Source organism: Vibrio kagoshimensis, from assembly GCF_050337535.1.
Classification (GTDB): Bacteria; Pseudomonadota; Gammaproteobacteria; order Enterobacterales; family Vibrionaceae; genus Vibrio; species Vibrio gallaecicus.
In genome coordinates this window covers 141014-154490 of sequence record NZ_JAKJSZ010000008.1, presented here as the reverse complement: position 1 = coordinate 154490, position 13477 = coordinate 141014, and the positions used below count along the sequence as shown (strand labels likewise).

Annotated in this window: 10 protein-coding genes and 1 riboswitch; of the genes, 4 read left to right on the top strand and 6 right to left on the bottom strand. The window is 42.9% G+C overall.

The genetic code is table 11. From position 1 onward, the window contains the following. Nucleotides 1–102: 102 nt before the first annotated feature. The gene (locus L4C37_RS09475; RefSeq protein ID WP_137373976.1) at nt 103–774 is read left to right on the top strand and encodes a Crp/Fnr family transcriptional regulator; all 672 of its coding nucleotides are present in this window, start codon (nt 103–105) and stop codon (nt 772–774) included. Here L4C37_RS09475 and greB read toward each other — a convergent pair. Further along, nucleotides 771–1253 (bottom strand): transcription elongation factor GreB, encoded by a 483-nt coding sequence (greB, locus tag L4C37_RS09470; protein ID WP_273295710.1) that lies wholly within the window; start codon nt 1251–1253, stop codon nt 771–773. The genes L4C37_RS09475 and greB overlap by 4 nt on opposite strands. A gap of 163 nt (nt 1254–1416) precedes the next feature. Here greB and ompR point away from each other — a divergent pair, with 163 nt between their 5' ends. Further along, nucleotides 1417–2136 (top strand): osmolarity response regulator transcription factor OmpR, encoded by a 720-nt coding sequence (gene ompR / locus L4C37_RS09465; RefSeq protein WP_137373978.1) that lies wholly within the window; start codon nt 1417–1419, stop codon nt 2134–2136. Between the two features lie 127 nt (nt 2137–2263). Beyond that, nucleotides 2264–3568: a two-component system sensor histidine kinase EnvZ gene (gene envZ / locus L4C37_RS09460; RefSeq protein ID WP_137373979.1), complete on the top strand. Its 1305-nt coding sequence runs from the start codon at nt 2264–2266 to the stop codon at nt 3566–3568. A gap of 131 nt (nt 3569–3699) precedes the next feature. On the opposite strand, the gene recG is transcribed toward envZ, so the two are convergent. The 4 genes from recG to gmk all read right to left on the bottom strand — a co-directional run bounded on the left by recG (nt 3700) and on the right by gmk (nt 9204). Continuing rightward, complete coding sequence (gene recG / locus L4C37_RS09455; protein ID WP_372265682.1) at nt 3700–5778, bottom strand: ATP-dependent DNA helicase RecG; 2079 nt, start codon at nt 5776–5778, stop codon at nt 3700–3702. Nucleotides 5779–6005: 227 nt separating this feature from the next. Beyond that, a complete protein-coding gene (gene spoT / locus L4C37_RS09450; RefSeq protein WP_137373981.1) occupies nt 6006–8132 on the bottom strand; it encodes a bifunctional GTP diphosphokinase/guanosine-3',5'-bis pyrophosphate 3'-pyrophosphohydrolase in 2127 nt (708 codons plus the stop codon). 56 nt (nt 8133–8188) lie between these two features. Beyond that, nucleotides 8189–8461 (bottom strand): DNA-directed RNA polymerase subunit omega, encoded by a 273-nt coding sequence (rpoZ, locus tag L4C37_RS09445; RefSeq protein WP_137373982.1) that lies wholly within the window; start codon nt 8459–8461, stop codon nt 8189–8191. A 119-nt stretch (nt 8462–8580) separates the two neighbouring features. Next, nucleotides 8581–9204, bottom strand: coding sequence for a guanylate kinase (gmk, locus tag L4C37_RS09440; protein ID WP_137373983.1), 624 nt, complete (start codon nt 9202–9204; stop codon nt 8581–8583). Nucleotides 9205–9504: 300 nt separating this feature from the next. Further along, nucleotides 9505–9604: riboswitch (purine riboswitch) on the top strand. A 60-nt stretch (nt 9605–9664) separates the two neighbouring features. Here gmk and L4C37_RS09435 point away from each other — a divergent pair. Continuing rightward, complete coding sequence (locus L4C37_RS09435) at nt 9665–11035, top strand: NCS2 family permease (RefSeq protein WP_273295550.1); 1371 nt, start codon at nt 9665–9667, stop codon at nt 11033–11035. A 94-nt stretch (nt 11036–11129) separates the two neighbouring features. On the opposite strand, the gene L4C37_RS09430 is transcribed toward L4C37_RS09435, so the two are convergent. Next, nucleotides 11130–13253: a bifunctional 2',3'-cyclic-nucleotide 2'-phosphodiesterase/3'-nucleotidase gene (locus L4C37_RS09430; protein WP_429768429.1), complete on the bottom strand. Its 2124-nt coding sequence runs from the start codon at nt 13251–13253 to the stop codon at nt 11130–11132. Nucleotides 13254–13477 lie beyond the last annotated feature (224 nt).

The window sequence follows — 13477 nt, the reverse complement described above, 5'->3', positions numbered from 1 at the left end:
CCGTTGTAATGGGTGCTATTGTGTCAATTTTTGACATCATCTATTCCAAAGCCCTTCTCAAATGCGTATGTTCTTGCAGTCTCCATTATTATGAAGAATCCAATGCAGCTACGTCCTTATGCCAATACACGCTTTACTCCTCTATTAGAACAGCAATACGGTGATTTTGAAGCGGCTCTTTTTCAATGTCGGGTTGGCACCCAACGTTTTAGTCGTGGTGACACGATTTTAGAGCAAGGTCAGCCCGTTAATAAACTCTATATTATCTCGGTCGGACGAGTAGCGATGCATATTTGTGCGGTGAATAGCCGACGTTTTCAATTAGGTGAAGTGAAGTGTGATCATCATATTTTTGGTGAGATGGAGTTTTTTTCTGGTAACGCATGTCAATGGAATGTGGTTGCGGATGATGACATTGAAGCTGATGTGATTTGCGCGAATCAACTACAAAAGTGTATTACCGATAAGCCCAATTTAGCGCTCTTCTTTGCGTCGGCATTGGCTTATGATTACGAAGAATCAATGGAGATTTACACTAACCGAGTGTTGCACTCGATAGCGTATAATATCGCTTATGACCTTTGGCATAGGGCGCGTCAAAATGTCTTTTTGGATGCTTTTGATAAGGTAGAGTTTGAAGCGGAACGATTTGGCACTTCAAGCCGAGTTTACCGTCGTGCTCTCAATACCTTGATAGAGCAAGGCTTGATTGAAAAGCGAGGTAATCAAATACATATTTGCGATATGGCTCGGCTAGAAGCGTTTATTTCTTAAGGTTTGCCATCATAACGGATCGCGTTAATGAACCATTCTTTATCACCTTCAGGCGTCCTCACGATAAATTCATCATCCACTTCTTTTTTGAGTAATGCGCGTGCCATCGGCGAATCAATCGAAACGTAATCTTTGACGCCACCATAGATCTCATCAGGACCAACAACCCTAAACGTCTTGATATCACCGTCTTCATTTTCTATTTCGACCCAAGCTCCAAAAAACACTTTGCCTTCTTGTTGTGGCGAATAGTCGACAACTTTAACTTGGTCTAAGCGTTTTCTGAGATAGCGCACACGACGATCGATTTCTCGAAGGCGTTTTTTGTTATATTGATAATCTGCATTTTCACTGCGGTCACCTAGACTTGCAGCCCACGTTACTTTTTTAGTGACTTCTGGGCGGTCTTCTCGCCACAGAAAATTCAGTTCTTTTGTGAGTTTTTCATAACCCTCACGAGTGATTAAGTTTGTTTTCATAACTCTGACTAAATTAAATCATGTTCTAAGATAGAATATATAGAAAGGCAACATACGTTAACAATTCTTTGGGCGACATTTGCGCTAAGAATGTTACATTTTTAATGCCTTACCCCAAATCATAAATTTTCAGGCGTAAGCTTTTATTAGGTGGAATCATTACATGCAAGAAAACTATAAAATTTTAGTGGTCGATGATGATGCTCGTTTGCGTGCATTACTTGAGCGTTATTTGTCGGAGCAGGGCTTTCAAGTTCGTAGCGTGGCAAATAGTGAGCAGATGGACCGCCTACTGACTCGTGAAAATTTCCATTTGATGGTACTGGATTTAATGCTACCGGGTGAAGATGGTTTATCTATTTGTCGCCGCTTACGTAATGCGAATAATACGTTGCCAATTCTAATGCTGACGGCAAAAGGCGATGAAGTCGATCGTATTGTTGGTTTAGAAGTAGGTGCAGATGACTATCTGCCAAAACCTTTTAACCCGCGTGAGCTACTGGCTCGTATTAAAGCCGTTATGCGTCGCCAAGTGATTGAAGCACCAGGCGCACCAAGTACTGAAGAATCAATAGTTGAATTTGGTGAATTCCGTTTGAATCTAGGGACTCGTGAGATGTTCCGTGGTGAAGAGCCAATGCCATTAACGTCTGGTGAGTTCGCTGTTTTGAAATCTTTGGTGACGAATGCTCGTGAGCCAATGTCTCGTGATAAGTTGATGAACATGGCTCGTGGTCGTGAATATTCAGCGATGGAGCGTTCGATTGACGTTCAAATTTCTCGCCTAAGACGCATGCTTGAAGAAGATCCAAGCAAACCTAGATACATCCAAACCGTTTGGGGTTTAGGTTATGTCTTTGTTCCAGATGGAAAAGCGGTTTAAGTAAAATGTCTGGCCATTGTATTTATTTACGATGGCCTTTTTGTTTCTCGGTCTTTTTGTTGTTTATACATTATGATTGAGGCTTGTGCCTCTCAGCTTTCCATTATCTGCTCTTCTAAGGTTTCCTATGCGTATCCGTAGTTCCTTCACTCAATCTATTGTTCTATTTCTTTCTCTATTAATCGCTAGCCAAGTGTTTTCTTACTACGCGGTGTTCAATTACGCATTGATGCCGAGTCTCCAGCAGTTCAACAAAATTTTAGCTCATGAGCTGAATTTAGTTTTGGATGAAAGTAGCGGGGAAGATTTAGAGATGGATGCCCCATTAAGGCGTCGTGTATTAGAGCAATTAGGAGTTACGGTTCATGCAAAAGATGGTCCTATTTCAGAGGAATATTTTCACGCAGTGACTATTGATCTAATGAGCGAGGAGATGAGCAAGGAGTTGGGTTCTCAAACGGAAGTCCGGTTGATTTTAGGTGCAGAAAGCTACGTATTGTGGATGGATATTGATGCGTTACCCAATTCTCTGATTCGTATTCCTCTCTCTGAACTACAAGAAGAAGATTTCGCACCACTCTTTAGAAACAGCCTGATTATGGCGTTGCTGATTATTGCAGGAGGTTGGTTGTTTATACGCTTACAAAATCGACCTTTGATTGCATTAGAAAAAGCGGCTAAAGGTGTTGGGCGGGGTGAAATTCCACCTCCATTATCTGAGAAAGGTGCATCTGAAATTCGTTCGGTAACTCGAGCATTCAATAGTATGTCCAAAGGAATACAAGAGCTCGAAGAGGACAGAGCGCTACTAATGGCTGGTATTAGCCATGATTTAAGAACCCCATTAACTCGTATTCGTTTAGCGACAGAAATGATGTCTCCGGAAGATGCTTATCTAGCGGAAGGGATCATCAGTGATACTGAAGAGTGTAATGAGATTATTAGCCAGTTTATGGACTATTTGAAGCCAGTGAATACCGAGTCGTTCACCAATGTATTCCTTGATGATATCGCTCGTGAAGTAGCAAGCTCTGAAGGTGGGTATGAAGTTCAGATAGAAACGGATATTGCTGAGTCAATGAAAGCGGCTTTAGGTAACCCGATTGCGATTAAGCGAGCGGTAAGTAACTTGGTGGTTAATTCACTCCGCTATGGTAATGGTTGGGTCAAGATCTCAACGGGTATGACCGCAGATAACAAACTAGTGTGGGTGACGGTTGAAGATAATGGTCCTGGTATTGAACAAGACCAAATAAGTAAATTGTTTGAACCCTTTACCCGAGGTGATACCGCACGAGGTAGTGAGGGTACAGGGTTAGGTTTAGCAATCGTAAAAAGGATTGTTAGCCAACACCAAGGAGCCGTTGTGGTGAATAATCGTAGCCAAGGTGGCTTAAAAGCGCAGATCAGTTTTCCGACATATAAGTCTTAAATTATAATCAGTTAGGTATAATTTCTAAAATAATAAAACGGGCTATAAAATAGAGCCCGTTTTTGATATTTACTGATTATCAGCTGCCGAATTGAGTTGGGTTAAAACGAACCTAGCGGGTTTAATAAGAGTTAGGCCTTAGAGTAAACGTCTCGCTCGCCTAACCAGCGATCAATAATAGCCAATGCATTGTCTGGGTATTGATCATGAATATGACGAGCAATTCGTTGAACTTCTGGGATTAAACGCTGGTCTCGCATTAAATCTGCAATTTTAAAGTCGGCTAACCCTGTTTGCTTTGTTCCAAGTAACTCACCTGGCCCTCTAATCTCAAGATCTTTCTGCGCAATGACAAACCCATCATTACTTTCTCGTAAAACCCCTAGACGTTTCTGAGCGGTTTTAGACAAAGGTGAGTGGTACAAGAGTACACAGTGGCTCGCAACTGAACCACGACCGACACGGCCTCGTAATTGGTGTAATTGTGCTAAACCAAGCCTCTCCGGGTTTTCGATGATCATCAGGCTGGAGTTGGGTACATCAACCCCAACTTCAATTACGGTGGTTGCTACCAGTAAGTGAAGCTTGTTCTCTTTGAACTCTTGCATCACGGCTTGCTTTTCGGCTGGTTTCATTCGCCCATGCACTAAACCTATTTTAACGTCTGGCAGTGTGCGTTGTAACTCTTCTGCCGTGTCAGCGGCAGCTTGGGCTTCTAGAGCTTCTGATTCATCAATTAAGGTACACACCCAATATGCTTGTTTACCTTCATTGAGGCAGGCGTTTCTTACTCGTTGGACAATATCATCACGCTTAGTGTCAGGCAGCGCGACCGTCTGAATTGGCGTTCTTCCCGGTGGAAGTTCATCAATAATTGACGTTTCTAAATCAGCGTAAGCCGTCATGGCTAAAGTTCTTGGGATTGGAGTGGCTGTCATTACCAGTTGATGTGGGTAATAACCTTGCTTTGCCCCTTTCTCTCGTAACTCTAAACGCTGGTGAACGCCAAAACGGTGCTGTTCATCAATAATGACCAGTGCGAGGTTATTAAACTCCACATGTTCTTGAAATAAAGCATGAGTTCCAACCACCATTTTTGCTTCACCACTGGCAATGCTAGCGAGCTCTTTTTCCCTTGCTTTGCCTTTTAATTTTCCGGCTAACCAACCAACTTGAATGCCCATGCTCTCAAACCAGTTAGCGAAGTTAATAGCATGCTGCTCAGCCAGTAACTCTGTCGGTGCCATTAGCGCGACTTGCTGCCCGTGCTCTAAAGCTCTTACGGCAGCCAAAGCGGCGACTAATGTTTTACCTGACCCCACATCACCCTGAACTAGGCGCATCATAGGGTGTGATTTTTCTAAGTCCGCTTCGATTTCTTTCACTACTCGATTCTGCGCATTAGTTGGAGAAAACGGCAATTGGGCAAGTAGCTGAGTTTTTAGTTTGTTTACTTCGGTGAGAGGTAAGGCGTTATCCTGCTGACCTTTACTGCGCACAGAAAGCATAGATAAATTTTGTGCGAGTAATTCTTCCATGATCAGGCGCAGTTGAGCTGGGTGTTTGCCTTCATCAAAGGCTTCAATATCTATCGAAGGCGGTGGTCTGTGTATAGTATGCAGAGCTTGACCAAGCGTGATTTGATGGTCGTATAAACCTGCAGGAAGTAATTCTTTAACCGCGGCTTTATCGAGTAATGCTAATGCTTGATCGGTTAGGTTACGTAGAGTGACCTGCCTTAATCCTTCTGTTGTTGGATAAACAGGCGTTAGGTTTTGTTCGATATCAGGCTGCTGCCTTGGGGCGAAAAACTTGTAATCAGGGTGTACTATTTCTAGCCCCATACCACCCCGTTTTATCTCCCCGTAAGCGTAAACTTGTTTACCTTCAGAGAAGTTATTTTTTATCCCAGCTGTAAAGTTGAAAAAGCGCAGAGTAACAGTGCCATTTCCGTCACTGATCTTTACGGTCAGCATTTTACGCTTACCAAAAGTCGTGTCTACGCTCATGACTTTTCCTTGCACAGCTGCCCATAAACCGGCGTGAAGTTTAGCTATTGGGTAAATACGAGTGCGGTCTTCATAACGTAATGGAAGGTGGAAAAGTAAATCTTGTACATTATTGAGCCCAACTTTTTCGAGTTTTTCAGCGACTTTCGCTCCAACACCAGATAAGGACGTGAGAGGGATGGCAGATAAAAGTTGTGACATACATGGCTCGCAAACATAAGAGTGACAAGCTATTCAATCATTTTACTGGATTTTTGTACAGGCAGAATTTTAGGGGAGAGGGTAAAGGATGAAGTTGAATGTTTGGTCGATAAGCCGATACAAAAAATCTCCTTAAAGTTTGTCACTTTAAGGAGATTTTAAATGCTTCGTAGCTAAGCAAGGCTAAGCTAAATTAAGCTCAGCCTTACTTGCTATTCTCGTATCACTTAGTTTTTACGGCGTCTTACTTTTAGCGCATGTGGCATCACACGCAGCTTTTTCATAATGCTCGCTAAGTGAACTCGATCTTTAGTCGTTAGCAGTATTGTCACGGTATACAAGCGGCCGTCACGTTCTTCCGTGGAAATACCGTGAATGTTGGAGCCTGTTTTAGAAATGACGTTCGTCAATTCAGCTAATGCACCTTGGTGATTTTGAAGATCGATCTGAAGCTCTGCTGTGAACTCCTGATCATAATCCTCAGACCATTCTACCGCCATGTACTTATCTGGTTCTTTTTGGTAACCACGTACGTTTGGACAAGTTTCACGGTGAACAACCAAGCCACGACCCGGAGAGACATGCGCAATGATGTGATCGCCAGGAATTGGGTGACAACAATTAGCAAAAGTGAGCAGTAACCCTTCTGCACCACGAATAGGAAGTTTCTTCTTCGTCGTACCATTAGTATTCGCGACTTCAGTCAGTTCGTCCGCATCACCTAATAGGCGGCGCGCAATCACGATGCTCATTAGTTCACCGAGACCAATCGATGCAAGCAAGTCTTCGAGATTGTCGAGACGAAGGTCAGACAGCACATGCTCAATGTTCTCTTGAGCGATATCGCTAATCGATAGTTCACCTAACGCATGGTTAAGTAATCGACGACCAAGCGTGATCGACTCTTCACGGCGCATTGTTTTCAGAACCTGACGGATCTTAGTGCGCGCACGTGATGTCACCACGTAGTTGAGCCATGCTGCATTCGGACGTGCGCCCGGAGCACTGATGATCTCAATCGTTTGACCATTCTTAAGCGATTTACTTAGTGGGTAAGGGTTCATGTCTACACGAGCACCTACACACATGTTACCGACGTCAGTATGCACCGCGTAAGCAAAATCGACCGCTGTTGCACCTGCTGGAAGTTCAACGATGCGACCTTTTGGCGTGAAGACGAAAATCTCATCAGGGAAGAGATCAGACTTAACATTCTCGATGAATTCGAATGAGTTACCTGCGCTTTGTTGCAACTCAAGTAAGCTCTGCATCCAACGCTGTGCTTTAACCTGTGCGGTAGTCCCATTGCTGCTACGTGAGCCATTACCTTTGTAAGACCAGTGCGCCGCGACACCTTTATCAGCCATTTGATCCATATCTTCAGTACGGATCTGAACTTCAACAGGCACCCCGTGAGGGCCGATCATTGAGGTATGCAGAGATTGGTAGCCGTTGGCTTTTGGTACCGCGATGTAATCTTTCATGCGGCCAGGGCGTGGCTTGTACAAGCTGTGAGCCTGACCAAGTGCGCGGTAACAAGTATCTGGGGTATCAACTACAACGCGGAAAGCGTAGATATCCATAATAGTGTGGAAACGCTGCTCTTTCGTTTTCATCTTGTTATAGATGGAGAACAGATTCTTTTCACGACCAAGTACGCGAGCAGGTAAGCCGACTTCTTCAAGGCGACCTTCAATCTCACTATGGATACGTTGAATCATCTCTTTACGATTACCACGCGCCGCTTTCACTACGTTTTTAAGAACGCGATAGCGGTTAGGGTAGAGCGCTTCAAAACCTAATTCTTCAAGCTCGGTCTTGATATTATGAATACCAAGGCGGTGTGCGAGAGGAGAATAGATTTCGAGAGTTTCACGTGCAATACGGCGCTTTTTATCAGGACGAAGTGCCCCAAGCGTACGCATGTTATGAGTTCGGTCAGCTAATTTGATCAAGATAACGCGGATGTCTTGCACCATGGCGAGAACCATCTTACGGAAGTTCTCTGCTTGCGCTTCTTTGCGATCACGAAATTTAAGCTTATCCAGCTTAGATACACCATCCACTAATTCAGCAACTGTATTGCCAAATTGAGCTTCTAACTCTTCTTTTGTAACTTCAGTATCTTCAATTACATCGTGGAGTAGGGCGGCTTGCAGGGTTTCGATATCCAGACGCATTTCTGCCAGGATTCTTGAAACAGCAACAGGATGGATAATGTATGGTTCACCCGTTGAACGGGTTTGCCCTTCATGGGCGTTTCTCGCTACCACATAAGATTGACGCAGAGCCTCAATTTGAGGCTCTGTTAGGTATTCTTGGGCAACGTCTTTGAGGCTATCGAATAGATACAAATTAAAGGCCCGGAAGGTTAATTAGTTCGAATGACGCTATTAGCGACGAATATGAGCTAACGAGTGTGAGCGATGCTGCTAACTGCTGCAAGTTCAGCCGCTTCTTGCTCTTGTTGCTCTTGACGCTCACGAGCGTCTAGTACGTCTTTAGTGATAAGACCGTCTTCGATTTCGCGAAGAGCGATAACCGTAGGCTTATCGTTTTCTTCAGGCACTAGTGAATCTTTACCGCCAGTTTGCATTTGACGTGCGCGGCGAGCCGCAATAAGAACTAGGTCGAAACGGTTGCCAACTTTTTCAACAGCGTCTTGAACAGTTACGCGTGCCATGAGGACTCCAAATAGTAATTAACTAATAAATTTTTGATGACGAGAAAGTATACAAGTTTAACTAGAGACTTTCTAGCTCACCGTATACTTATCTCAATGGAAAATCTAGTGCTTCTAGATTATTCCGCTAGTAGTGCAGTAAGCATGCCGCTGTATTTTGCCGCTTGCTTATCTTCTTTTAAGCGTTCCGCACGGATGATAGCTCTGAAGTCCATTAAGGCAGCATCAAAATCATCATTTACGATCACATAATCATACTCATTATAATGAGAGATCTCTGATTTCGCTTCACTCATGCGTTTCGCAATAACTTCTTCGCTATCTTGACCGCGAACATTTAAACGACGCTCTAGCTCACCATTTGATGGCGGAAGAATGAACACACTCTTCGCTAAAGGCATTTTTTCGCGGATTTGACGTGCGCCTTGCCAATCGATATCTAGGAAGACATCAATGCCTCGCTCTAGATTCTCTTCAATCCATACTCGTGAAGTGCCGTAGTAGTTGCCGAATACTTCAGCGTACTCAAGAAATTCATCTTTCTTGATTAGGTCTTCGAAGTGATGCTTTTCTACAAAGTGGTAGTGAACACCATTTTCTTCACCTGGGCGCATGCCACGAGTGGTGTGCGAAACAGACACTTTCATTGCGTAGGTAGGATTGGTTTCTAGCATTGCTGAGATCAAGCTCGATTTACCTGCGCCGCTAGGTGCAGATACGATGTAAAGAGTACCTTTGCCCATCTGTATGTTTCCACTGTTGTTGGATTGAATGCAGGCTGACAAGCCAGCACAAAAAGATAGTTCTGCCTCATCAACACTAAGCAATAATAAATGCGAATTGATGAAAATTAGGTCAGAAAAATGGAGGCGAAGAGTAGCATATTTCGATCCTTGAGAACAATCATCTTGATCGTTATTTGCTTTCAAAAGATCTTCCTTATGATCGTAAAGGGTAAAACCGTTGTGCAATAAAATGTAATTTAACTATTTTAATGTGATCTAGATATAAAGACGTTGAACTTTTAAACGAAAACCTTACAATCCGCGCAAACGATTAAATGCTGTATATATCTAATGAAATGGATTAGATGTTTCTACTACCAAGCCTATCTTGGTGACTACAGTTTTTAGTGTAGAAGTACGTCTATTTCGCACAGCATTTCAATCTTCAAATTTATTAATTAATTGCAAAGGTTTCGCTGTGAGTACTGAATCAACCCTCAAAGCCCAGAAGTCTTCTGGTTCGCTTGATGCACTGTTTAAAATCTCAGAAAGAAAAACCAATATCAGCACTGAGCTGTATGCGGGTTTTATTACTTTTTTGGCGATGAGCTACATTCTTGCGGTTAACCCTGCAATTCTGGGAGGGATTCCTGGAATGGATAAAGGCGCGGTATTTACGGCTACAGCTTTGTCTGCTGCTATCGCAACTTTGATTATGGGTATTTGGGGAAATTACCCAGTAATGCTTGCGCCAGGCATGAGTATGAATGGTTTTTTCAAAGGGATGTTACTCAGCGGCTCTGTGGCTTTATTATGGAATGAAGCGCTTTTTGGGATTTTCTTGTCTGGTCTTTTGTACTTGGCTTTTTCGATGACCAATATTCGTAAGTCGATGATTGAGTCGATTCCCGAAGACTTGAAGTTGGCGATTACCGTTTCCCTCGGTTTGTTCATTGCGTTTTTAGGTTTAAAAAACGCCGGTATTATCGTTTCAAATCCATTTGTTTTAGTGGGTTTAGGCGACATCTCAGATCCAACGGTCATTATCGCTTACATCAGTATTTTTATTGCTTTGGGCTGCATGGTTCGTGACATTAAATTAGCGACTTTTATCTCTTTCATTTCTGCAATCGTTTTGACCATTCTTGCTGACGTTTTCATGGGTACATCTAACGCTCCTATTCCTGAGCAATTCGTATCTATGCCGCCAAGTATGTCGGGTACGTTTGGGGCGATTTTTGATTTCTCTCACTTCACTGCAGAGAAAATGTTTGATTTGCTGTTTGTCGTGATGATCTTCTTGATTGTCGATTTCTTTGATGGGTTAAGCACGATTGTTGGTGTAGGTCGTGATGCAGGGATTATTGATAAAGATGGTAAAGTGCCTAACGCTAAATCAGCCCTTGTAGCAGATGCTGGTGGTACTGTGATTGGTTCTGTTTTAGGTACCACTTCAATTACTGCGTTCTCTGAATCTGGTATTGCTTCTTCTCAAGGTGCAAAAACAGGTCTAGCGGCGGTTGTAGTGGCTGGTTTGTTCTTAGTGTCATTGTTTTTATACCCACTGTTTTCCATCTTCTCGGCGGCGATGGTTGCGCCAGCGATGGTAGTGGTAGGCATCTACATGGTCGGTCGCTTAGGTCAGATTAATTGGGAAAAGAAAGAGTCACGCATTGCGGCATTCTTTACCATTATGTTTACTGTTCTGAGCTTCTCTCCTGCAAATGGTATGGCGATGGGCTTTATCAGCTATTCATTCACAATGATTGTTGCAGGCAAAGGTAAAGAAGTTCACCCATTAATTTATGCACTTTCGGTAATTTTCTTGGCATATTTAGTGCTGCTTTAATTTACATACTTCGCAAGTATAAAAAAATGGCTTTACGTTAGGTAAAGCCATTTTTGTTTTTACGGTTTTTAGCTCGTGTTAATTAAACGTGCTCTTATTGAAAGGTATAGGTATACACACTGAATCCAGTGTTATCACCGACATTACCCGTTTCTGATGTGAATGATACAGATGGGACCTCACCAGCAAATGTTTCTCCGCTTGGAGAAGATAAGAACTTCACGGCTGTGCCTGATGTTAATCCCGTTAATGAGAAGTTCTCAGCATTGTCAAAACGGTGTAGCGGCACTTCTTCTGCACTTTCAGAAGCGATACCTTTTAGGTATTGATCAACTAACTCTCGGTTTGAAAATGCTCCATCTTCATGAACAACTTCAGCTTGATCTACGCCAGGAATCCAATTGTTTGAAGCTCGGTAGTTATTGGTTACGACATAAAGAACTTGCGAGTCTTCAAGGACCACACCGTTGTAAGTAATGTCACTGATACGGCGGTAATCACCATTCGGATTAAGTTGTGGCTTATCGTCAGCGTCGTTGATTAACTCACCATTAGCATTTACGTAGTAACGAGGTGGGGTGCCGACATCAATTGTGTAATTTAAGCTGTTCGAATTGCCATCTGCTTTCCAACCGCCATAGAACACATCTAAATTGTAGCTGCGGAACATTTGGTGCAGAAGGTAATCACCACCAGAACTAACCGTTTGGTATTGTTGTGATGCAATAGTTTCTAGCCATTCTTTAACATCAGCAGCGGTCAATTTAAGAATTGCTGGCGTGTTGTTATCAAATACATAAAGGTCAGCAACGCTGGCGTTGGTTAATTCGCTACCATCAATGTTGGTATAATCTTCAGCGCCACCACGACCACCTTTGAAAGGTGCAGATACTGACAATAAGATAGCGCCATCTTCCATCTGAACAGTGCCATCTTGAGTCACCGTCATACCCCAGTTGTATTGGGCTTCATTGACGATTTGTACAGATAGATCAGGTTCGATTGCTGAGAAGAAACTATTAATCTTTTGGTCAATTTTTAGGATAGGGGTTTGCATGTAGTCGATGGTACCTTGGTGGTCATCTGCCACTGCATCAACCACATCTTGAGCCATGATTTCTGTGTCTTCATATAAGCCACGCAATTCAGCGGTACTTTGACCATAATTGACGCTCCAAGTCCCCCCAGAGTTAGTCGACTCCAATTTCAGGTCAATAATACCGACATTATTTCCCCAGTAGCCTGGCATGACTGCCGGTTTATTAAAAATCTTACCATTTTCGGCATCAACACCTTCCATGCCATCGTATGTGTCTGTTGTGGTTGGGAAGTTGTTGTGGTCATGACCAAACATAATGGCATCAATACCATCAATATTGGCAAGCCCCCATGTTGCATTATCGATAAATGGTACATCAGCATCACTACCAGAAAGGCCTGAATGTGGAATCGCGACGATGATGTCAGCGCCTTCAGCCTTCATTTTACTAACATAGAATTCGGCGGTGGTTTTAATATCTGAAACGACAACCTGACACTCTAAATTGGTTTTATCCCAGCTCATGATGTTTGGTGGTGTGAATCCAATGACACCGACCTTCACCGGGTGCATCTTGCCATCACTGCCTTCAAAGTTACGTTCTAGAATGAGATAAGGAGTAAAAGCATTTTCAGCTTGAGATAGGAATTCTTCATTGATACGAGGCTCACATGATTGGCTCGAAAAATCGCTGCTTGAAAGTAGAGTGTCGTCATATTTAAATACATTCGACACAACATAAGGGAAGTCTGCCCCTTGAATCGCCGCTTTCAAATAATCCAAACCGTAGTTAAATTCATGGTTACCAATATTAGCCGCATCATAATTGAGTAAATTCATGGCTTTATAAACGGAGTGAAGGTTTGACTGCAAGTTGTCTTCACCTAAGCTCGCCATATAGTCAGCCATTGGGCTGCCTTGAATAAGGTCACCATTATCAAACAACATGCTATTTTTAGCTTCTTCACGAACAGCGCGGATAACCGGAGCAGTACGAGCAAATCCATAGCTTTGTTTGTCACTGTCACTGAAATAGTTATACGGCATCATGTTACCGTGCAAGTCGGTTGTTTCCATCAAGCGTAAGTCGATGCTGACAAAATCATCATCTGAATCACTACAGCCCACTAGTGCCATTGCTATCGCTGCCGAGAGTAGTATTTTCCCCGAATTTTTCATGTTTACCTCAAATTTAAATATGGTTTAAATGCGGTTTATGTTGGAGGGGAATTGTTACAGAAACATGGGATCTTTATTACAATATGAATCACGGTTTAATGTGTAAGTGATTGTTTTGTTGATTGTTTTATTGTTATTGATAAGGCAATCGTATACGTGTGTTTAATCTGCGGTTTTTACTGAGGGGTTTGTCACATGGCTTTTTTATCAAAGCATTGGTAAGT

Coding starts and splice junctions, on each gene's coding strand:
- L4C37_RS09475 (WP_137373976.1), top strand. CDS start 103: ATGCAGCTACGTCCTTATGCCAATACACGCTTTACTCCTCTATTAGAA.
- greB (WP_273295710.1), bottom strand. CDS start 1,253: ATGAAAACAAACTTAATCACTCGTGAGGGTTATGAAAAACTCACAAAA.
- ompR (WP_137373978.1), top strand. CDS start 1,417: ATGCAAGAAAACTATAAAATTTTAGTGGTCGATGATGATGCTCGTTTG.
- envZ (WP_137373979.1), top strand. CDS start 2,264: ATGCGTATCCGTAGTTCCTTCACTCAATCTATTGTTCTATTTCTTTCT.
- recG (WP_372265682.1), bottom strand. CDS start 5,778: ATGTCACAACTTTTATCTGCCATCCCTCTCACGTCCTTATCTGGTGTT.
- rpoZ (WP_137373982.1), bottom strand. CDS start 8,461: ATGGCACGCGTAACTGTTCAAGACGCTGTTGAAAAAGTTGGCAACCGT.
- gmk (WP_137373983.1), bottom strand. CDS start 9,204: ATGGGCAAAGGTACTCTTTACATCGTATCTGCACCTAGCGGCGCAGGT.
- L4C37_RS09430 (WP_429768429.1), bottom strand. CDS start 13,253: ATGAAAAATTCGGGGAAAATACTACTCTCGGCAGCGATAGCAATGGCA.